This is a genomic window from Candidatus Viadribacter manganicus (assembly GCF_001679665.1).
Taxonomy (GTDB): domain Bacteria; phylum Pseudomonadota; class Alphaproteobacteria; order Caulobacterales; family Aquidulcibacteraceae; genus Vitreimonas; species Vitreimonas manganica.
Map to the genome: position 1 here is coordinate 253,417 of NZ_CP013244.1, position 21,649 is coordinate 275,065.

Annotated in this window: 17 protein-coding genes; 7 read left to right on the top strand and 10 right to left on the bottom strand. The window is 59.8% G+C overall.

The features are described from left to right. Nucleotides 1-8 precede the first annotated feature (8 nt). Nucleotides 9-2,759, bottom strand: a complete 2,751-nt coding sequence (gene gyrA, locus ATE48_RS01360) for a DNA gyrase subunit A (protein ID WP_083197102.1) — start codon at nucleotides 2,757-2,759, stop codon at nucleotides 9-11. A 129-nt stretch (nucleotides 2,760-2,888) separates the two neighbouring features. Between gyrA and ATE48_RS01365 the strand changes: the two genes are divergently transcribed. Next, nucleotides 2,889-3,455: a superoxide dismutase family protein gene (locus ATE48_RS01365; protein ID WP_066767099.1), complete on the top strand. Its 567-nt coding sequence runs from the start codon at nucleotides 2,889-2,891 to the stop codon at nucleotides 3,453-3,455. Here the strand turns inward: ATE48_RS01365 and ATE48_RS01370 are convergent. Further along, nucleotides 3,439-4,329: a DMT family transporter gene (locus ATE48_RS01370; RefSeq protein ID WP_066767100.1), complete on the bottom strand. Its 891-nt coding sequence runs from the start codon at nucleotides 4,327-4,329 to the stop codon at nucleotides 3,439-3,441. The two genes, ATE48_RS01365 and ATE48_RS01370, sit on opposite strands and share 17 nt — an antisense overlap. 197 nt (nucleotides 4,330-4,526) lie before the next feature. Between ATE48_RS01370 and ATE48_RS01375 the strand changes: the two genes are divergently transcribed. Then, a complete protein-coding gene (locus ATE48_RS01375) occupies nucleotides 4,527-5,576 on the top strand; it encodes a hypothetical protein (protein WP_066767101.1) in 1,050 nt (349 codons plus the stop codon). Here the strand turns inward: ATE48_RS01375 and ATE48_RS01380 are convergent. Together ATE48_RS01380 and ssb are read right to left on the bottom strand one after the other, a co-directional pair. Continuing rightward, nucleotides 5,569-6,558 carry an LLM class flavin-dependent oxidoreductase gene (locus ATE48_RS01380; RefSeq protein ID WP_066767102.1) on the bottom strand — a complete coding sequence of 330 codons (990 nt, stop codon included), beginning with the start codon at nucleotides 6,556-6,558 and terminating at the stop codon, nucleotides 5,569-5,571. The two genes, ATE48_RS01375 and ATE48_RS01380, sit on opposite strands and share 8 nt — an antisense overlap. A gap of 60 nt (nucleotides 6,559-6,618) precedes the next feature. Beyond that, on the bottom strand, nucleotides 6,619-7,098 hold the full coding sequence (ssb, locus tag ATE48_RS01385; protein ID WP_066767105.1) for a single-stranded DNA-binding protein: 480 nt from the start codon (nucleotides 7,096-7,098) through the stop codon (nucleotides 6,619-6,621). A 290-nt stretch (nucleotides 7,099-7,388) separates the two neighbouring features. On the opposite strand from ssb, the gene ygiD reads away from it, so the two are divergent. Both ygiD and uvrA read left to right on the top strand, forming a co-directional pair. Beyond that, nucleotides 7,389-8,168, top strand: a complete 780-nt coding sequence (gene ygiD / locus ATE48_RS01390; protein ID WP_066767106.1) for a 4,5-DOPA-extradiol-dioxygenase — start codon at nucleotides 7,389-7,391, stop codon at nucleotides 8,166-8,168. Further along, nucleotides 8,165-11,149, top strand: a complete 2,985-nt coding sequence (gene uvrA, locus ATE48_RS01395) for an excinuclease ABC subunit UvrA (protein WP_066767107.1) — start codon at nucleotides 8,165-8,167, stop codon at nucleotides 11,147-11,149. The genes ygiD and uvrA overlap by 4 nt, the downstream gene beginning before the upstream one ends. Before the next feature lie 17 nt (nucleotides 11,150-11,166). On the opposite strand, the gene ATE48_RS01400 is transcribed toward uvrA, so the two are convergent. The 4 genes from ATE48_RS01400 to dapF all read right to left on the bottom strand — a co-directional run bounded on the left by ATE48_RS01400 (nucleotide 11,167) and on the right by dapF (nucleotide 15,203). After that, the gene (locus tag ATE48_RS01400; protein WP_066767109.1) at nucleotides 11,167-12,141 is read right to left on the bottom strand and encodes a hypothetical protein; all 975 of its coding nucleotides are present in this window, start codon (nucleotides 12,139-12,141) and stop codon (nucleotides 11,167-11,169) included. 15 nt (nucleotides 12,142-12,156) lie between these two features. After that, complete coding sequence (locus ATE48_RS01405; protein ID WP_066767111.1) at nucleotides 12,157-13,134, bottom strand: hypothetical protein; 978 nt, start codon at nucleotides 13,132-13,134, stop codon at nucleotides 12,157-12,159. A gap of 49 nt (nucleotides 13,135-13,183) precedes the next feature. Then, entirely contained in the window at nucleotides 13,184-13,969 is a 786-nt protein-coding gene (locus ATE48_RS01410) for a VOC family protein (RefSeq protein WP_066767112.1), read from the bottom strand. Between the two features lie 418 nt (nucleotides 13,970-14,387). Further along, nucleotides 14,388-15,203, bottom strand: a complete 816-nt coding sequence (gene dapF / locus ATE48_RS01420) for a diaminopimelate epimerase (RefSeq protein WP_066767114.1) — start codon at nucleotides 15,201-15,203, stop codon at nucleotides 14,388-14,390. Nucleotides 15,204-15,336: 133 nt separating this feature from the next. Here dapF and ATE48_RS01425 point away from each other — a divergent pair, with 133 nt between their 5' ends. Both ATE48_RS01425 and ATE48_RS01430 read left to right on the top strand, forming a co-directional pair. After that, nucleotides 15,337-17,448 (top strand): prolyl oligopeptidase family serine peptidase, encoded by a 2,112-nt coding sequence (locus ATE48_RS01425; RefSeq protein ID WP_066767115.1) that lies wholly within the window; start codon nucleotides 15,337-15,339, stop codon nucleotides 17,446-17,448. A 107-nt stretch (nucleotides 17,449-17,555) separates the two neighbouring features. Next, entirely contained in the window at nucleotides 17,556-17,894 is a 339-nt protein-coding gene (locus ATE48_RS01430; RefSeq protein WP_066767117.1) for a DUF1475 family protein, read from the top strand. On the opposite strand, the gene ATE48_RS01435 is transcribed toward ATE48_RS01430, so the two are convergent. After that, nucleotides 17,891-18,805, bottom strand: coding sequence for a hydrogen peroxide-inducible genes activator (locus tag ATE48_RS01435; protein WP_228126732.1), 915 nt, complete (start codon nucleotides 18,803-18,805; stop codon nucleotides 17,891-17,893). The two genes, ATE48_RS01430 and ATE48_RS01435, sit on opposite strands and share 4 nt — an antisense overlap. 182 nt (nucleotides 18,806-18,987) lie before the next feature. Further along, nucleotides 18,988-20,361: a sensor histidine kinase gene (locus ATE48_RS01440; RefSeq protein ID WP_156767545.1), complete on the bottom strand. Its 1,374-nt coding sequence runs from the start codon at nucleotides 20,359-20,361 to the stop codon at nucleotides 18,988-18,990. Nucleotides 20,362-20,485: 124 nt separating this feature from the next. Here ATE48_RS01440 and ATE48_RS01445 point away from each other — a divergent pair, with 124 nt between their 5' ends. Next, nucleotides 20,486-21,589, top strand: coding sequence for an NAD(P)/FAD-dependent oxidoreductase (locus tag ATE48_RS01445; RefSeq protein ID WP_066767122.1), 1,104 nt, complete (start codon nucleotides 20,486-20,488; stop codon nucleotides 21,587-21,589). The last annotated feature ends 60 nt before the right edge of the window (nucleotides 21,590-21,649 follow it).

The window sequence follows — 21,649 nt, forward strand, 5'->3', positions numbered from 1 at the left end:
ATTCTTGGTCACTTCCCGCCCCCTTCGCCCTCAGCTTCGCCGCCCTCGCCGGCATCAGCGGCGTCGCCGCCCAGCGCTTCGAGCCGCTCCGCCGCCACAACATGCTCGTCATCGCTGACATTGATCAAGATGACACCCTGTGTGGCGCGGCCCGCGATGCGGATCTGGTCAATCGCTGTTCGGATCAACTGCCCCTTGTCAGTGACCAGCAGCAGCTCCTCCTGATCGAGGACCGGGAAAGACGCCACGATATTCGCAACGCTGGTCAGCTTGTGTGCAATGAGACCTTTACCGCCGCGATTGGTTACCCGGTACTCGTAAGCCGAGGCGCGTTTGCCCAAGCCGTTGGAGGTCACGGTCAGGATGAATTGCTCCTGGGTCTTCAGCCACGCCAAGCGCTCGAACGGCGTTGGCGTGTCGCCATCCGCACCAGGCGCCGTTTCCTCTTGCTCGATCTCGACATCGCCGCGTGCCTGGGCGTCCCACTTGAAGTAATCGCCCACTTCCTTTGACGTCACATCGACATGCCGAAGCACGGCCATGCCAATGACGCTATCGCCTTCCTTCAGATCGACGCCGCGCACACCGGTGGAGTCCCGTCCTTTGAACACGCGCACGTCTGTGGTCCGGAACCGAACGCACATTCCGTTCGCGGTCGTTAGCAAGACGTCATCTTCCTCAGTACAGATCTGGACACCGATAATGCCATCGCCCTCATCGGGCTTCATGGCGATTTTGCCGTTGCGGTTCACTTGAGTGAAGTCGCTGAGCTTGTTACGGCGCACGCCCCCCGAGCGCGTCGCGAACATCACGTCAAACTTGTCCCAATCGCGCTCATCTTCGGGCAGCGCCATCACCGAAGTGATGGTTTCGCCCTGGCCAAGCGGCAGGAGGTTCACAAGCGCACGCCCCTTGGTGCGCGGATCGCCCGCCGGAATGCGCCATGCCTTCATCTTGTAGGCCATGCCTGACGAAGAGAAGAACAAGATCGGCGCGTGGGTGGAGGCCACGAAAACGCGCGTGACGAAATCCTCGTCCTTCATGGCCATACCCGCGCGGCCCTTGCCACCGCGGCGCTGCGTTCGATAAGCGGCCAACGGCGTGCGCTTCACGTATCCGCCATGCGTGACCGTGACCACCATCTCCTCGCGCGGGATGAGCGCCTCATCGTCGATGTCGCCTTCGGATTCAGAAAACGCCGTGCGGCGCGGCACACCGAACGCGGCCTTCACGTCGGTAAGCTCGCCGCGAATGATCTCAAGAATGCGTTCGCGTGACGCCAGAATCGACAGCAATTCTTTGATCTCTTCCGCAATCTCGTTCGCGGCCTTGGCTATATCGTCACGTCCAAGACCAGTCAGACGCGAGAGTTGCAACGCAAGGATTGCGCGCGCCTGCTCATCTGACAGTTGAACCGCGTCGCCTTCAGTTACGATGGTGCGTGGATCGGCGATCAGCGCGATCAACGGCATCATGTCGCCGGCAGGCCAAGCACGCGCCAACATGCGCTCACGCGCCGTTCCCGGATCGGGGCTCTCGCGGATCAGTTTGATGACGTCATCGATGTTGGCCACCGCAATCGCCAGGCCAACGGTCTCGTGGCCCCGCTTGCGCGCCTTCGCCAGACGGAACTTGGTACGGCGTGTGACGACCTGTTCGCGGAATGAGAGGAAGATTTCGAGGATCTTGCGCAAACCCATCTGCTCAGGCTTGCCCTGGTTCAGCGCCAGCATGTTCACGCCGAACGAGGTCTGCAGTGATGAATAGCGATAAAGTTGGTTCAGCACGACATCCGGCACCGCGTCGCGCTTCAGCTCGATCACAAGGCGAACGCCCAGGCGGTTAGATTCATCCCGAACCTCGGCGATGCCCTCAATGCGCTTCTCGCGCACCTGCTCGCCGATCTTCTCGACCATCTCGGACTTGTTCACCTGATAAGGAATTTCAGTGAACACCAGAGCTTCGCGGCCACGAATGGTTTCGTTGTGGTGCTTGGCGCGGATCATTACCGAGCCGCGACCCGTCATCAGCGCCAGACGTGCGCCGGCGCGGCCAAGTATTTCTCCACCCGTCGGAAAGTCCGGCCCTGGCACGATATCAAGCAGATCAAGATCGCTAACGTTCGGGTTATCGATAAGCGCCACCGTCGCATCGATCACTTCCGACAAATTGTGCGGCGGAATGTTCGTCGCCATACCAACGGCGATACCGCCACCGCCATTCACCAAAAGGTTCGGAAACCGCGCCGGCAGAACCGATGGCTCTTGCATCGAGCCGTCGTAATTATCCTGGAAGTCAACTGTGCCTTCGTCGATGTCATCAAGCAGAGCGCGAGCCGGTTTGGCCAGACGCGCTTCCGTATAGCGCATCGACGCCGGCATATCGCCGTCGATCGAACCGAAATTGCCCTGGCCATCAACCAGCGGCAGTCCCATCGAGAAATCTTGCGCGAGGCGCACAAGCGTCATGTAAATCGCTTGATCGCCGTGCGGGTGATAATTGCCCATCACGTCGCCGACAGACTTCGCACTCTTGCGGTGGGCTTTGTCGTGTGTGTTACCCGCTTCATCCATTGCATAAAGGATGCGGCGGTGAACCGGCTTCAGGCCGTCGCGTGCATCAGGCAGCGCGCGCGAGACGATGACGCTCATCGCATAGTCGAGGTACGAGCGCTTCAGCTCGTCTTCGACGCTGATAAGTTGAACACCTTTGGGAAGGTTCGGTCCGCCGTTCTCGGCGGGATCGGACGTGTCTGACACGGGACCCGGTCTAAATTCTAAGGCTCAAAAGGAGCGGTTCTGGGAAGCAGAAAAGGCTAGAAAAAACTGGCCTCGATTCCGTTGCAAACTAACATTGTGACGGCTCAGCCGCAAACCAAGGACAGCTCCATGCGCCCTCTCGCCGCCATCGTTTTTGCAGCCCTGTTGACCGCGTGCGCCAGCACCCCGGACGGGGTGGAGCTTGCCCGCCAACTTCAGCCACGCACAGCTTGGATTGTGGGCGCCGACGGACAAGCAGTGGGCCAAGCAACATTCACGGAGGCGCCTACAGGCGTGTTGATTCATCTCGAATTTTTGGATCGCCGTCTCCCGCCTGGCTGGCACGGCCTGCATTTGCACAATCGCGGCGATTGCAGTGACTTCGCGACCGGCTTCCAGGCATCGGGATCGCACGTGAGCCTCAGCCATCGCGTCCAACACGGGCTGCTCAATCGCCGCGGGCCGGAATCCGGGGATCTCCCCAACATCTTCGCAGCCCCAACCGGCATCCACGGCGCCGAGGTGTTCTCGCCCTACGTCACGCTGCACAGCGCCCGTATCGGCAACCGTCTACCGCTTTTGGATGGAGACGGCGCCGCCTTGCTGATCCATGCGAACGCCGACGACCAAAACACCCAACCAATCGGCAATGCCGGAGCGCGCATCGCGTGCGCTGCGCTTACGCCACTGCCTTAAATCGCCGCTCGGCAATCGCCACCAAAAGCACGCCGCCAATGGTCAGCGCGGCGCCGAACAGAATTTGCGGCGTGATCTGGTTGTGCAGCACGAGCGCCGCAAGCGTGAACGAGATAACCGGCGTCATCAGCAGATAAGGCGTCGTGCGTGACACCTCGTACTTTTGCACGAGCCCGAACAGAAACGCGTTCGCGACGATCGAAGAGATCAGTCCGCCAAAAATCAGTGCCGCCCATACAATCCAATGTGCATGTACAACAGCTTCAATCTGCCCACTCTCAAACAACAGTGATGCGCTTGCCATGCTCGGGACGATCGCCAGCGCGATCCAGGCTTGCGTCGACCACACATCCATTCCGCCTAAGCGACGCACCAAAACAGTGCCAAACCCGTAGGAAATTGAGGCGAGAGACACAAGAGCGAGTGCGCCGCCTTGTGCAAAGACCGCAGGATCGAAGTTCATCGAAGCCGTGCCCAAGAAGGCCACCGCCACCCCGGCCCATCGCAGTGGCGAAACACGTTCTTTGAGCAACAGCGCTGCGAACACCACTGATGCCGGCGCCCAAAGCTGCATCGCGACAACCATCGGCGCGATATCGCTCGCGAGCTTCAGCCCGGTGTATTGAATGCCAAAGTGCACCGGCCCGATGAAGGCCAGCATCGTTAGAAAGGTCGGCAAATTGCCGGCCGGCGGTTGCCGTATGAACCAGACCAAAACGACCAAAACGAACAGGAAGCGCAGCGCCACAGTCAGCATGGGCGGCAGCGCATCAACCGCAATCTTAGCCAAGATATTGTTGACGCCCCAGATGACGGCGATCGAGAGCAACTGGAGGAGGTCCAGCGGAGCAAAGGCGCGCGAATGGGTGGTCACGTCGCGCTCATAGGCGGATTCCTCTGGTAAAGCCCGCTTCGAAGGCCCGCTGCGCCGCAGCTGTCACGAGCTTCACGGCGTTGTGACCGGCATTCCCGCGCAATGCGATGAAGTGGCGGCCGAAAGCGACCAGTGTAACTTGCATTACACCCAGGAACGGGCGCACCACCTATGCCGAAAGTAATAGGCGGGAGCCGATGCAGGCGCAGGCGACGATCGGAGCGGAAGTCGACTACGCCATTGAGGCTGCCTGGGTCCCGCACAACTACGATCCCCGCCAAGATGAGCTGACCTTTGCCTACCTCCCCAGGCAAGCTCAGCGCGCCATTCCCTTTCTCGATCCTAGATTTATCAAGCGCAGCGACGAGTCCCCCGGCATCAAAATCGCCCAGCTCCCCGAACACAAAATTCGCAAAACCGCCGGCCCGCTCCATTTCATCTTTCACACCGGCTTTTGCTGCTCGACATTGCTCACCCGCGCCCTGGACATCCCAGGCGTCTCTATGGGCCTTAAAGAGCCGGCCGTGTTGGCGAGCTTTGCAGAATATTGGTCCAACAGCCGACGCAGCGTCGGCGCGTTCGAAGCGCTCTCAGTGGCGTTGGATTTGTTGTCGCGTCCGCTGGCGCCCGGGGAGACGCAGGTCGTCAAGCCGAGCACCAGCGTCAATCACATCATCCCGCAGATCCTGCACGCACGCCAGGATTGCAAGGCAATCCTTCTCTACTCAAGCCTCGATACATTCTTGCGCGCAATTGCGCGCCGCGGCGTCGAGGGGCGTGTCTATGCACGTCAGATGTACCGCCAATTCGCGCCGGTGAACCCACTCGAAACCGGATACAGCGATGATGATGCGATGTTGTTTTCTGATCTGCAGATCGCAGCTCAAGCTTGGCTCATGCAGATTTCGTTTCTGGAGCAGATCACCAAACGCTTCGGGATCGGTCGGGTCCGTGTGCTCGATGCGGAAACTTTTCTATCCGATCCAGGGGGCGCCCTGACGCAAGTAGGCGCATTCTTCGATTTGGCTCTCACCCTGGATCGAGCACAACAAGTTGCCGCGAGCAGCATCTTTCGTGAGCATGCAAAAGAGCTTGGACGTTCGTTCGACGCCATAGCGCACAAGACTCAGCACGAAGAAGCTGGCGCAGCGCACCGCGAGGAACTTATGATGGCCAAGGATTGGGCGCGAGCGCTAGCAATTCGATGCGACGCGCCGCTGAAGCTCTCAGAATCAATCTTTAGCTAAGCGCCATAACCTTAGCGACGATCTCATAAGCCCGAACTCGGGCGCTATGATCATAGATGTGAGATGCAAGGATGAGCTCGTCCGCGCCAGTTCGCGCGATAAACGCTTCTATGCTGGTCTTGATCGTTGCCTGTGCGCCTATCGCTGAGCATTGCAGAACCTGCTCAAGCTGAGCACGCTCCATGTCCGTCAAACTCTCTTCGAAGGCTGGATTAGGCGGCTGCAACTTACGCGGCTCTCCACGTCGCAAACTTACGAACGCCTGCATCAATGATGTCGCGAGCAGACGTCCCTCGTCGTCCGTCGGCGCTGCAAAAATGTTGAAGCCGAGCATGACGTACGGCTTCTGCAATTGCTCCGAAGGACGAAAGGTAGATCGGTAGATCTCAACCGCGCTCATCATTTGAGCCGGCGCGAAATGCGAAGCGAACGCGAACGGCAGACCGAGCGCCGCCGCGAGCTGGGCCCCAAAAGTCGAAGACCCCAAAATCCAAAGCGGCGTATTGGATCCCTCGCCTGGCACCGACCGCAAGCGTTGCCCAGGCTCACTTGGCCCGAGCAGCGCTTGCAGCTCCAGCACGTCTTGAGGAAAGCGATCCTCGCCGCCAACGAGTGTGCGCCGCAAAGCGCGAGCCGTCAGGCCATCACCACCCGGAGCGCGGCCGAGCCCTAGATCAATACGTCCAGGAAAGAGCGCTTCGAGCGTACCGAATTGTTCAGCGATGATAATCGGCGCGTGGTTCGGCAGCATGATCCCGCCAGCGCCAACACGGATCGTCTTTGTCGCCTGCGCCGCGTTCATGATCGTCAGCGCGGTCGCCGCGCTCGCAATCCCGGGCATCGCGTGGTGTTCCGCCAACCAGAAGCGATGATAGCCGAACCGCTCTGTGTGCTGCGCAAGATCGCGGCTGTTAGCCAATGCTTGTGCAACGTCACCGCCTTCAACGATCGGCGCGAGATCAAGAACTGAGAGAGGAATCATCCAACAGATATGGGCGCTCCTTTCGGAGCGCCCAACCCATCACACACCCATTGTTCTTGTTTAGAACGGGATCTCGTCGTCGAGATCTTGATTGAAGCTCTCGCGCGGGCCGTCGCTGACGCGCTTCTTGCCACTCGATGAACCGAAGCTTTCGCCCGGACCATCATCGTACGAGCGGCCACCGCCATCACCCTTGCCGCCAAGCATCGTGAGTTCGCCGCGATACTTCTGCAGCACAACCTCAGTCGTGTACTTCTCGACGCCGTTCTGTTCGTACTTGCGCGTCTGCAGCGAGCCTTCGATGTAAACCGTCGAGCCCTTCTTCAGATATTGCTCGGCCACCTTGGCGATGTTCTCGTTGAAGATCACAACGCGGTGCCATTCGGTCTTTTCCTTGCGCTCACCACTCTGCTTGTCGCGCCACGTCTCAGACGTCGCGATCGAGAGGTTCACCACCGGATCGCCGTTGTTCAAACGGCGGATTTCCGGGTCCTTGCCCAAATTGCCTACCAAAGTGACTTTGTTGACGCTGCCAGCCATCGCCGACCTCCTGTTTCCTTCGCTTTACTCGATGGTGAGGCATCCGCCGGCGTAAGGGTCCGGACAAATGTTCTCTCTATGTTCTATACGCCGACTCGCCCAATAGGTAAAGGCTCATTAACTGATCGAACCGGTAAGGCGAGCCCGCCGCATCCGAAACTACCCGCCCTTCACATGAGCCCCCAAGACTGCAGCCAAAATATCGTTCGCTAATTGTTCTTGATGTGCCCGCGACTCCAGCTACTAAATATGGTGTCCGCCGGGCTCCTGGCGGTCCCCGAGAAAGAGCAATGACCAACAGAGCGCCCGCCCTGTTCGTCGGCCATGGTTCGCCGATGAACGCGATCGAAGACACGCCCTCGTCCCGCGGCTGGGCCGACATCGCCAAGCGCTTCCCCCAACCGAACGCCATCGTGATGATCTCGGCCCATTGGGTCACCGAAGGCGTGAAGATCACCTCGACCGCAAACCCGCGCACGATCCACGATTTCGGCCGCGGCTTTCCAAAAGCCTTGTTCGAGGTCCAATACCCCGCACCCGGCGATCCCGATCTTGCGCGCGCCATCGCCGAAAAGCTGACAGCCTTCGGCGCCGAACTCGACGATACTTGGGGCCTCGATCACGGCGCGTGGAGCGTCGTGAAGCACATGTATCCGGATGCCGACGTGCCGATCGTTCAAGTTAGCCTCGACATTCGCCGCCCAGCCTCAGAGCATTACGCCATTGCGCAGGCCCTCGCCGATCTCCGCGACGACAACATCCTCGTCATCGGCTCAGGCAATATCGTGCACAATCTGCCTGCCTTCTTCCGCGCGCCCTCGCCTGATCCGCAAGCCTGGGTCGCAACGTATGACAAGCTGATCGTCTCCGGCGTCGCCAACGATCACACCAAGGTCGTCAACTACACCGCACAACCCGATGCCGCGATCGCCGCGCCAGATTGGGAACATTTCATGCCGGTGGTTTACGCGCTTGGTGCGCGACACGACGGCGAAACGCCCTACTTCTTCAATCGCCACTACTATCCCGGAATCTCGATGACCGCTTTCGCGTATGGCTTGCCGCAATGAAGGACGGCCTGACCCATATCCGCATCCGCGGCGCCCGCGAGCACAATCTCAAGGGCGTAAACGTCGATATCCCTCGCAACGAGCTGGTCGTGATCACCGGCCTTAGCGGCAGTGGCAAATCCTCACTCGCGTTCGACACGATCTACGCCGAAGGCCAGCGCCGTTACGTGGAGTCTCTTTCTGCCTACGCGCGTCAGTTCCTAGAGCTGATGCAAAAGCCTGACGTAGACTCCATCGAAGGTCTCTCGCCTGCAATTTCGATCGAGCAGAAAACCACTTCACGCAATCCGCGTTCGACTGTCGGCACCGTCACCGAAATCTACGATTACATGCGCCTGCTTTGGGCGCGCGTCGGCATTCCATATTCACCCGCGACCGGCCAACCGATCGCGGCGATGCAAGTCAGCGAAATGGTCGATCGGATCATGGCGCTGAAGGAAGGCACGCGCTTGTACTTGCTCGCGCCGGTCGTGCGCGACCGCAAGGGCGAATACAAAAAGGAAATGGCTGAGTACCTGAAGAAGGGCTACCAGCGCGCCAAGATCGACGGCGAGTTCTACGAACTCAGCGAACCGCCGACGCTCGACAAAAAGTTCAAGCACGACATCGACATTGTCGTTGATCGCATCGCGGTCAAAGCCGGCATCGAAACTCGCCTCGCGGACTCACTTGAGCAAGCGCTGAAACTCGCCGAAGGCATCGCCTTCGCCGAGATCGCCACAAGCGCGTCCGAAGACGCCACCGGCAAAGCCACGCTGAAGAATAAAGCCGCCAAGCCGGAGCGCCTGATCTTCAGTCAGAAATTTGCCTGCCCTGTTTCGGGCTTCACGATCCCAGAAATCGAGCCGCGCCTCTTCTCGTTCAACAATCCCGCGGGCGCATGTCCCGCTTGCGACGGCTTGGGCGTCCAACTCAAGTTCGACGCCGACATGGTCGTCCCTGACCACGACAAGACGCTGAAAGAAGGCGCGGTGGCGCCTTGGGCGAAAGGGCCTTCACCACTTTACGCGCAGACACTCGAAGCTCTAGCCAAACACTACAAGGCAAAGATCACGGCGCCCTGGAAAGAACTCCCGAAAGAGCTCCGCGCAGCGATCCTTCACGGCACCAAGGATCCTATCAAATTTGTCTACGACGATGGCGTGCGCCGCTACGAGACTACAAAGAATTTCGAAGGCGTGCTCCCGAACCTCGAACGCCGCTGGAAGGAAACCGATTCTGCCTGGGTCCGTGAAGACCTCGAAAAATATCAGAGCGAAGCGCCGTGCCCGGTGTGCGAAGGCAAGCGGCTAAAGCCGGAGGCTCTCGCTGTTAAAGTCGCGATGACCGATATCGCGACGGCGTCGACCATGTCGATCCGCAACGCACGCGATTGGTTTGCAGCGCTCAATGATCAGCTCACGCCCAAGCAGAAAGAGATCGCGGTCCGCATCTTGAAGGAGATCAACGATCGCCTTCGCTTCCTGGTGGACGTCGGACTCGATTATTTGTCCCTAGGCCGCTCATCCGGCACACTCAGCGGTGGCGAAAGCCAGCGCATTCGGCTCGCATCACAGATTGGCTCTGGCCTCACCGGCGTTCTTTACGTGCTGGACGAACCCAGCATCGGCCTGCACCAGCGCGACAACACACGCCTCCTCGAAACACTCGTCCGTCTCCGCGACCTTGGCAATTCTGTCCTGGTCGTTGAGCATGACGAGGAAGCCATTCTCACCGCCGATCACGTCATTGATATGGGCCCTGCCGCCGGCATTCACGGCGGCACGATCATCGCCGAAGGCACGCCGGAGCAGATTCAGAAAAACAAAAACTCGATCACTGGCGATTATCTCACGGGCCGGCGCGAGATCGCCATTCCGGAGAAGCGGCGCTGGGTCAATAAAAAGAGGATGATCGGCGTACGCGGTGCGCGCGGGAACAATCTTCAGAACGTCGACGCCGACATCCCGCTTGGCACGTTTACGTGTGTCACGGGCGTTAGCGGCGGCGGCAAATCCACGCTCGTGATCGAGACAATATACAAAGCCGTTGCTAGAAACTGGCATGGCGCGGGCGATGTGCCCGCCGAACACGATAAGATCGAAGGTCTCGAGCACATCGATAAGATCATCGACATCGATCAATCGCCGATCGGCCGCACACCGCGTTCAAATCCAGCGACCTATACTGGCGCGTTCACGCCAATCCGCGATTGGTACGCTGGGCTCCCTGAATCCAAAGCCCGCGGTTACGGCCCAGGCCGCTTCTCCTTCAACGTCAAAGGCGGCCGCTGCGAAGCGTGCCAAGGCGATGGCGTCATCAAGATCGAGATGCACTTCCTGCCGGACGTCTACGTCACGTGCGATACATGCAAGGGAAAGCGCTACAATCGCGAGACGCTGGAGATACTCTACAAAGGCAAGTCGATCTCCGACGTGCTCGACATGACTGTTGAGGAAGGCGCCAACCTTTTCAACGCAGTGCCAAGCATTCGCGACAAGCTCGAAACTCTAAAGCGCGTCGGCCTCGGCTACGTGCATATCGGCCAACAAGCGACGACCCTTTCGGGCGGTGAAGCACAACGCGTGAAGCTGTCGAAAGAACTGTCCAAACGCGCCACTGGCCGCACACTTTATATTCTCGACGAGCCAACCACCGGACTTCACTTCCAGGACACCAAGAAGCTCTTGGAGGTGCTCCACGAACTCGTCGACAATGGCAACACCGTGCTCGTGATCGAACACAATCTCGATGTCATCAAAACCGCTGATTGGGTCCTGGATCTCGGACCGGAAGGTGGCGACGGTGGCGGGAAAATGGTAGCTGTCGGGACGCCGGAAGACGTCGCCAAGGTCAAAGCCAGCCACACTGGCCGCTATCTCGCCGAAACGCTCAAGCGCCACACAGAGCGCAACACGGCGCAAAAGCCCAAACAGAAGGCCGCTGCCGCCGAAGTCCCCGCACAGAGAGCCACCAAGAAGAAGAAATCAGCATCGGGCTGACGATCCTAAGATGCGGCTTAAGTCTCGTCAGCAATAAACGAGATCTTGCCGTCTTCTTGTGCGGCGAGCGCAGCACGCGCGTTAATGCCGTAGCTCATCACTGCCCAAATCAGCCACAGCAGGGCGTTGACCGCCAAACCGATGGCCATAATGCTCATTCCGGCAACGGAGAAGGTGCGCGCGAAGATGGCGCTCGCTTCTTCGGAATTAGGCTGAGGCCAGGTCTGGAAGATGTGCTGCCAGTCCCCCTGATATTGCAGCAAGAACGAAGCCGCGTACGACACCCCAAAGAGCAACACGAACGGCAAGGTCCAGACCGCGAAAGCACCAAAGAGTTGCCAGAACCGTCCGCGCGTCACTTCCCACGCCTCGAAGAACGAAAACCGGTTGCGCAACACCGATGTCGCTGCTGCGGGACCAAAGCGGATACCCAGAAAAATCAGCGGCGCGTATTGGAGCAACGTCAGCGGCAGCTGCACCGTCAGCTGCCAGTGCATCATGTTCTCTGGCGACGGATTGCTCATCATCGAACCCATCGTCATGAACATGACCGGGATCATCAGCATCGACATCGCCATGGCGATGACAATCTGCACCAGCAGCCAGCACCAATAGACACCCCAAACGCGCCAGACGTCCTTATTGATAGTAATGCCAAACAATCCCGGCGCCTCGCCTCTTATCATCCAGCGCAAACACGCCGCCTCATAAGCCGCGATCAAAATGTAGATCGGGAAAAGGAATAGAAAGATCGACCCGAAGAGCCCGAAAAATTGGCCGACGAATTGGAGTGACTGCTCTTCGCTCATTAACTCGCCTTGAGCGGATTGCGTGAATGTGGTCGCGAACCCACTCAATAATTGCCAGTTCAACGCGACGAAGGCGCCAATAACGAGCGAAATCAGCACGAGAAACACAATCGTCGCCGGCAAAAGGACGATGCGGTCCCGTCGCTTCAGCGTGAAAAATGCGGCGCCTAAAGGCTCAGCCATGATCCAATGCTCCCCTCAAGGCGTCGGCGCGATCTTGCCTTCTTCGAGCGCAGCCTGCGCCGCACGCGCATTTACACCGTACATACCGATGTAGAACGACACGCCGACCAGAGTACCGAGAACCTGCAGCACGCCAAGAACCACCCAATTTTGCGGATTGGAGAGGGATTGGATGTACGATTGCACAATCGCGACCATCGTCTCGCTGAAGCGCGTTGCGTCTCCGCCAGCAGCCACAAGGTCAGGCGCCGCTGGTCCGAGCACAGCAGCGAAGAACACTGCGACGAACGCGATCGATGCAATGAAATAGAAGAGGTAGAGCACAAAGAACGAGCCCAGGAGAGACAGGAAACGACCCTTCGTTACTGTCCATGCTTCGAAGAAGGCAAACTTACGTCGCGCGACGCTGGTCGCCGCCGCGGGCGCAAATCGCACTGCGAAATAGATCATGGTGGCGTATTGGATCACATACACGGCGGGCAAGGCAGTTGCGGTTGCGGCCGCGTTGCCGCCACTGCTGACCGCCAACACGCCTATCACCACCGCCATCAAAACACTCATCACGATTGAAAACGCGATGTTGAGGAGAAACCAAATCCAATAGCTTGACCACACGCGCCAAGTCGGCGCGCCCAGCGAAAGACCCATGAAGCCTTTCGTTTCGCCGTGAACCATCCACCTCAGTGCGCCCGCCTCAAACGCTGCGCAGAGAATGTAAAAAGGAAACATCCAGAGAAGCATGCCGCCAATCAGGCTGAAAAAGCCCGGCGGAATTCCGGCACTCTCGATCGCAGAGGTATCGTTGGTCGCCGCCGCGCCGAGAATTTGGCCGTACCACTCAACCACCGGGCCGATGCTCGTCCAGAACAGCGCAGCAAATGCTCCACACAGCACAATCGCTGCGACGATAAACGCCAAAGTGAGGCGCAACAGGACCCCACTTTGCTCGCGCTTGCGGAAGGCAAAAAACGTCGCGTGAAGCGGCTCAGCCATGTCAGTCCCCCGTTCTGCCCAGGAAGCATGGCGCGGCGTGATGACAAGATCAATCGCGCTTTGGGTTGGACTCGATCATTAAGGTGGGAACGCCGCACGTTCTGTCGCGCACCGTAAAGACGCGCGTCCCAGGTTTCATACCAACGCGAACGTCAGAGACATCGAAGCCCGCCGCCGCTAAACGCTCGCGCTCGTGAACGGCATCGGCAACGCGCCACGACAGCCCCCACAGCTTATCACGGCCATCGCTCAAGGTTTCATCGTGAATGATCTCAACGATGGCGCTACCGCACCGAAAGAACATCAGGCGCCGCCCGACAACTTCGCGATCCAAGCGCATATCGAGGCCCAATCTTGCGCCGTAAAGCGCGGCCGCGCGTTCGGGCTCCGGCGTTCGAATTACAATGTGGTCCAGGCCGCGATGCTGCGCCTCCGATGAAGGAGCCTCGTTACGCTCCAAAAAGAACAAGCGGACGCCATGAGTGCGTTCAGTGCTGACCCGAAAGCTCCTATAACCTGCGCCGATGACAACAGGCTCCGGCGCCAAGCCCACGCGCTCGCATCGCGTGCGCGCGCCATCGACATCGCCGACGGCGAAGACCAAACTCTTGATCCCTTCGCCACCATCATCGATCGCCGCTTGCAGTCGGCTCGCACCCGGCCCGACCGGCGCCATGAGTTCGACCGCGATATTGCTCGTCTTTACGACAGCCAGCGCGACATCATCGTTTGTAGTGACTGATGTGGCCCGTTCGCCCAACAAGGCTTCATACGCGGAAACGCGGTTCGCGATGTCGCTAACGCCCAAGACGACGTGATCAAAGCCAGTGATCAATCGCAGCCGTCCCGGCGTCCCTGAAAGATCACGCGTTCGGGGCCATCACCGACGACTGTGATGCGCAATGCCTCACCGTGCGAGTCTATGAAGGCTCGCCCACCTTCAAGTGGACCACCTTCGCCGCGCGCAACGCGCCAACATTTCGTAGCAGCGCCGCTAGTATCCAACTCGCACAGCGAGTGACCATTGTCGGACGGCTCCAATGTAAAGCGTGTCGAAACTGGGGAACCGACTTGGCGAAATACGAGCCTGGAGCCGGCCAGCACCTCAGGCCGGTTTCGATCCGGCAGCCAGCGCATCGTCGTCGCACCTACATCACGATTGATCCAACAACCGCGGACCTGCTGATCGGGCGGCACATTAGAGGGCGTGCTTGCGCACGCGGCCACGAATAGGAGGCAAGCGACAGCTCTTTTCATGCGGCCGGCAACTCCCCTGCGGCTTCCAGTTCAATCGGCCCCGTCATCAGGACACGGTCGTCGCCGGCACGCCACTCAATCTCCAGTGAACCACCATCGGTGAGGACCTCCACCTTGCGGCCCGTCCGGCCCTGCCGGTGGGCCGCCACCACCGACGCACAAGCGCCAGTGCCACATGCTTTCGTGAGACCGGCCCCGCGTTCCCAGGTTCGCAAGCGGATCTGCTCGGCGGATCGCACCTCGGCGAACCCGACATTCACCCGCTGAGGGAACAGTGCATCATGCTCCACGGCCGGGCCCAAACTTTCGATCGCTACGGCGCGCACGTCATTCACAAAGAAGATCACGTGCGGATTACCCATGCTCAGCGCACCGGGACCAGCCAACCCGCCTGCTTCGAAGTCGAGTTGGGCAGTGTCCATTGCACGCGCTAGGGGCACTTCTTCCCAGCGCAGCAGTGGCGAACCCATATCGACTGTGATCAGGTTCTCGCCGCGGCGCTCGGCGTACACAATACCTGCCGGGGTCTCGATCCTGCGGGACGAAGCGCCGCCTTCTTCCATCAGCAACCAGGCGACGCAACGCGTTGCGTTCCCACAAGCCTCAACCTCGCCGCCATTCGCATTCCATATTCGCATGTAGGCGTCGCCGCGAATGGAACGTTCGACCGCGATGACTTGATCGCAACCCAGCCCAGTCTTTCGATCCGCAATGGCTTGAGCTTGCGCAGTCGAGAGCGGCAGCGACCCACGCGATCGCGCATCGATAATGACGAAGTCGTTGCCACAGCCGTTCATCTTGAAATAGCGCATCACCCCCCATGTAAGGTGTTTTGCGGTTCCGCGCCATGCACGCCCTGCCGCAGCCTCCAAACAACGAGTAGCCCTTTTCCTACCGCGCCCGATCTGGTTGTTTGACTGCGAATCCGGGGACCAGGGGACCTTCATGCGCTTTGCCGCTCTCGCCGCGACTACCCTCGCGGCACTCGTTCTTGCCGCCTGCAGCAGCACCTCAACCACAACCGTCACAGCGAGTTCGCCGACCATGACAGGTGAAGACCCTTATCTTTGGCTTGAAGACATCGAGGGCGATCGCGCTCTGAGCTGGGTGCGCGAACAAAACGCGCGCTCCTTGCCACAGTTGGAAAACGATCCGCGCTTCGGACAATTGCTCACGGACGCAACAGCCCTAGCCAACAGCCGCGACCGTCTTCCGACCGGAGGCATTTTCGAAGGCTACTATTACAACTTCTGGCAGGACGAACAGCACGTGCGGGGCATCTACCGCCGCGCCCGCCTCGACGCGTTCGCGCGCGACGGCAATCCGCAATGGGAAACGGTGCTCGACATTGACGCCATTGCTGCTGCGGAGAATGCCAACTGGGTGTTCAAAGGTATTGATTGTTTAGAAGGCACGACACTCTGCCTCGTCTCGCTCTCCGACGGCGGCAAGGACGCCACTACCTATCGCGAATACGACATCGCCACACGCAGCTTCGTACCCAACGGCTTCGTGCTGCCAGAGGCCAAGTCTGGCGCGACCTGGCTTGACCACAACACGCTCATCGTCGCAACCGACTGGGGCGCTGGCACGATGACGGAGAGTGGCTATCCGTTCGTAGTGAAGCGCTGGACGCGTGGCACACCGTTGTCGTCTGCTACAGAAATCATGCGCGGTGCGGTGACGGATGTCGGCGTGTTCGGTGGCGTGCTGCAGGACACTGACGGTCATCGCGTGCCGATCGCGGTGCAGGCCACGACGTTCTTTGAATCCACGAACTTTCGGCTCGACGGAGCAAGCCCGCAGCGCATCAACCTGCCCCCCAAATCGTCAATCCAGGGCGTCTATCGCGGCTTTCTCATCGCGACATTGCAGGAGGAGTGGCGAGGCCACCCCCAAGGCGCACTCATTGCCTATCCGCTGAGCGAAAGCGGCAGCGAGACCCCGAACGTCACCGTGCTATTCGCACCGAACGCACGCCAGTCGATCGAGGGCGTTTCAATCACGCACGATGCGATCATCGTCGCCGGGTATGAGAATGTGCGCGGTCGCTTGTTGCGCATTGCGCGAAACGGGAACACCTGGGCGACGACCAACATCGCCCTCCCGGAGAACGGCTCGGTCACCATGGCCGGTTCGTCACCAACCGAAAGCCAAGCCTTTGCGGTGTTCGAAGACTTCCTGACCCCCGACACCCTCTATGCGCTCGACCAGAACGCGACACGCGCGCGCGCGCTTCGCTCGTTGCCTGCGCAATTCGATTCATCGCCCTATGTTTCGGAGCAATACGAGGCCGTCAGCGCGGACGGCACGCGAGTGCCATACTTCGTGCTGCGTCGCCGCGACATGCCGTTCAACGGCGAGAACCCGACGCTGCTATATGCTTACGGCGGGTTCCAGGTTTCCTACACGCCGACGTACAGCCCCAATGTCGGCAAACTCTGGCTCGATCGCGGAGGCGTCTACGTTCTCGCCAACATTCGAGGCGGCGGAGAGTTCGGACCTGCCTGGCACCAAGCCGGTCTGCGCACGCACCGCCAAGTCATCTATGACGATTTTTACGCCGTAGAACGCGATCTCGTCGAGCGCCGGATCACCACGCCACGCCGCCTTGGAATCATGGGCGGATCGAACGGCGGTTTGCTCATGGGCGTTATGCTCAATCAGCATCCGGAGATGATCAACGCGGCTGTCGTGCAAGTGCCGCTGCTGGATATGCTCCGCTATGATCAGCTGCTTGCTGGGGCATCCTGGGTTGACGAGTATGGTTCGCCCTCCAATCGCGAGGAACGCGCCTTTCTTGAAACGATCACGCCCTACCAAAATCTGCGGCGGCGCGATGACTTTCCGCTTCCGCTCGTCGTGACCTCAACCAAGGACGACCGCGTCCATCCGGGACATGCCCGCAAGTACGTCGCGCGTTTGCTCGAACTCGGCATGCCAGTGCTCTACTATGAGAATATCGACGGCGGGCACGCGGCAGCGGCGAATCTCAACGAAGCCGCCCGTAGGCGGTCGCTCGAATACACCTACCTCATGCAGCGCCTGATGGATTGACACCTAAGAATGGTCGGGCCGGGGACTTCCGCCCGGCTCACATCCGCGCCGTTCGGCGCCTTGATTTTGCTTAGGCAGACGCGGACAAAAGCTGCAGAGGTAACACTATGAACGTACTGCGCGCCGTAACCGGAATCCTAGGCTTGGCCCTGCTCGGCCTGGTCATCTGGGCCGGCTTCTCCATGCAGGACTTGCACGGCAGCTTCCTCGACCAATTCGGCGTCGTCATCACGCTGCCGTGGGGCATCGCGAGCCTCGCCGATCTTTACATCGGCTTTGTCTTCTTCAGCGTTATTGTCTTTTTGACAGAGCGTTCATGGGTGGTCGCCGCCTTATGGGCGGCGCCGATTTTTATCCTTGGGAATATCTGGTCCGCCGTTTGGCTTATTATTCGCCTGCCGCATCTGGCCAAGCAATTGTCAAAGCCAGATTGGCCCACCTCCTAGAAGAGTTCGCGCAGAACGCCAGCGAGGGTTCGCGCCTCTTCTTCGCGCTGCCCGCCCTCACGCCACGCAACACCGAGCGAGCGGCCGACCATCGGTGTCGCGAACTGGCGGACAGCGACATGGGCGCCCGCCGCCGCGCCCGCTTCGGCGGCAATCTTCGGTAACAACGTCACGCCCATCCCACCGCCGACCATTTGCACCAAAGTGTGCAAACTCGTGGCGCCGACGTCCGTGGAACGCTTGCTGCTCGGCAGGCGACACGCAGCTAACGCGTGATCTCGCAAGCAATGGCCATCTTCGAGCAGCAACACCTCTTCGCTCCGGAGATGCTCCGGCGCCAGGTCATTGCGCTTCGCCAGTGGATGATCCTCCGGGCACAAGAAAAGAAACTCGTCTTCGGCAATCGGCACGCTGGTAATTCCGTGTGCCTCGTAGGGTAACGCGATCAACGCCGCATCGATGGTGCGGGCCCGCAGCGCCTCTACCAACCGGCCCGTCAAATCCTCGCGCAACTGCAAGCGCAACTTTGGAAACTTACGCTTCAACAGCGGCAACGCGCGCGGGAGCAGGAAGGGCGCGATCGTGGGGATGGCGCCCAGGCGAAACACACCAGAGAACGGCTCACCCGCGGTCTGCACCGCACGAACGAGTTCTTCGACCTCGCTGAGCGCACTCGCCGCTCGCTCCGCCGCCTCTTCACCTGCCGGTGTCAGCACCGCCCCCAGCCGGCCACGTTCAACCAGCGTCACGCCAAGCGTGGTCTCAAGATCTTTGATGCCCGCCGATAGCGTCGGCTGCGTCACCCCCACCGCCTCCGCCGCCGCCACGAAGCTTCGCTCTGCACGCAGAGCAGTCAAAAACTGCAGCTGCCGCAAAGTTGGCATCGATGAAGCGGGTAACCGGTCGTCCATAGGTGAATTCTATCGCAGAACTCTTCTGATATTGGGTGTGCGCTTATGGTCGCAACCCGGAACGGCACCCAACAAGAAGCGTTTGTCTAACCAAGCCCCGCTGCGCCGACCCTCCCCCGCATGGCGCAATTTCCTCTTCCCTCCTGCGAGAGGGGAGAGGGCGGGGTGATTTTTTGCATGATTTAGGCTGCCGCGCGTTCCTTGATCGGGACAACCGCGACTTTCAAGGGAACACGAACGACAAACGTCGATCCGACACCGCGCTCGCTGGTCACCGTTACGGCGCCGCCTAGCGCGTGCGCCATCCGCTGAGCGATCGACAGACCAAGCCCCATGCCTCCCTTTTCCCGGGTGGCGGTGCCGTCAAGTTGTGTGAACGCCTTGAACAATTTCGGCATGTCCTCAGGCGCGATTCCGACGCCGGTGTCAGACACCGAAAGCACGAGCGTGTCGGACTCATTGAACTCATGATCCGCCGAAACCGCGATCAGACCTTGAGACGTGAACTTCACTGCGTTCGACAACAAGGATGCAAGACACACCGCAAGCTTGCCGCCATCGGTGTAAGCGCGCTCGGCCTCCTTCGCGACGCGCATGGAGATACGGTTGTTCGCCGCGCGCGCCTCATCCTGAACGGAATGAACCGCTTCTTCGATGAGTTTGCGAACATCAACATCGCGCGCCCGCAAGCCGTCGACGCCAGCGTCCATACTCGAGAAATTCAAGATCTGATCAATGAGGCCAAGCAAATGGCGCGCGGAATTGCTGATGCGCCCGGCGTCATCGGATAGCTCCTCACGACCGTCCGCTTCCAGGTCTTCTTGAATGATCTCCGCATATCCAATCACAGCGTTGAGCGGCGTGCGAAGTTCGTGAGTCATCACGGCCAAGAATTCGGACTTGGCGCGGTTAGCCTCTTCAGCTTCGGCCCGCTTCACTTCCGCTTCGAGCTGACGATCCTTTGCAACCTTGTGCGCAGCGGTCCAACCTGCGACCATCTTGCCATTATTGAGCGCCGAGCGCGTTACGTACGCGAGGAAACCAACGACGCCACAAGCAACGCCGAGCGCGCCTTGGGTCGCGTTGAGAGCGGCCGGATCGAATGGAATAAGCGGCATCGCCATCAGAGCAATCGTTGGCGGAATGGCCGCAAGATACATGAAGCGCGGCGCCTGGAAGGTGAACATCATCACGCTGACCAGCGAACTTGCGGCGATCAGGACGCCTAGCACCCGGCCAGGTCCGCCACCCAGCGCAGCCAACGCAACAGGCATGGCGGCATAAATCGAAATGCTGAAAAGCGTGCCCCAAATGAACAACGCGCCCGCAGTTTTGCGGTCTTCCTGACCGCGCTGTTCGAGATAGGATTTGCCGAGCAGGTAGTCGAAACACATCGACAAACCCAGCACGAGATACCAGCCGAAGCCAGCCGAGGCGTTTTCAAGCACCAGTGCGGCGCCTGTCGCGTAAATCGCGCCAATCGCAAGGCGCCAGCGCAGGCTCTTCACCTGTCCTCTGGCGGCGGCCAGCATTGACGGATCCTGCAGATTAATCACCGGCGCTCCGTACAGCGAGACTCACTCGCCTGTGAAAAATGCGGGAAATACGATTAACCGAAGGTTTGCAGACCCTGCCCCACTCGTTATCTGCCCTTAAGTTTTCTGCGATACCGGTGCGCCCATGAGCGATTTCGATGTGGTGGTGGTCGGCGCGGGCGCTGTGGGCCTCGCGTGCGGCTATCAACTGGCCAAAACCGGCAATAGCGTTCTGGTATTGGAGAGCGCCAACCGCATCGGCGCCGGCGTGTCGTCACGCAATTCCGAGGTCGTGCACGCCGGCTTCTACTATCCCAGCGGTTCTCTGAAAGCGAAGTTCTGCGTCGAGGGCCGGCGCGCGATGTATCAGTTCCTGGCCGATCACAACGTGGCCTTTCAGAAGTGCGGCAAGCTCTTCGTCGCGACGGAAGAAAGCGAAATCCCGCCGATCGAGAAGTACTTCAAGCAAGGGCAGATCAACGGCGTCGAGAACGCGCGATGGATCAGCGGCGCTGAGGCGCGGTTGCTTGAGCCGCAACTTCGATGCGTGCGCGCGGTCGAGTATCTCGAAAGCGGCGTCATGGACGCGCACGGCTACATGGACGCGCTCGAAGGGGAGATAGAGGCCCACCACGGCGCGGTGGTGTTGAATTCGCCGTTTCTGGGGGCTGCGCCGACGTCCGAAGGCTACGACATTCGCGTCGGTGGCGAGAGCCCAACGACAATTAGCGCGCGCAACCTCGTGATCTCCGCGGGCCTCAGCGCTCAAAAGTGCGCCGACGCAATTGAAGGCTTTCCGAAAGATCGGATTCCCAAACAGCACCTCGCCAAGGGCAACTACTTCACCATCAGCATGAAAGCGCCGTTCGCTCGGCTCATCTATCCGCCGCCGGTCCCGGGAGCGCTCGGCACGCACTATCGCCGAGACCTTGGCGGCGCCGCCCGCTTCGGCCCCGACATCGAATGGATCACCGAAGAAAACTACGTCGTCGATCCCAAGCGGGCCGAAGAATTCTACGACGCCATCCGCAAATTCTGGCCAAGCCTACCTGACGGTGCGCTCACCGCCGACTACGCCGGCATTCGCCCGAAGATCCACGCGCAAAACGAACCGCAGCCCGACTTCGTGCTCGACAGCCCCGAACACCATGGAATGGAGGGGCTCATCTGCCTCTTCGGCATCGAAAGCCCCGGCCTGACCTCATCGCTCGCCATTGGCGCAGAGGTGACCCGCCGGTTGGCGGTTTGACGCTTACCGGCTCAAGGGCTAAACACCCGCTCATGCGCCAGCTTTGAGCTGCGCTTTGAC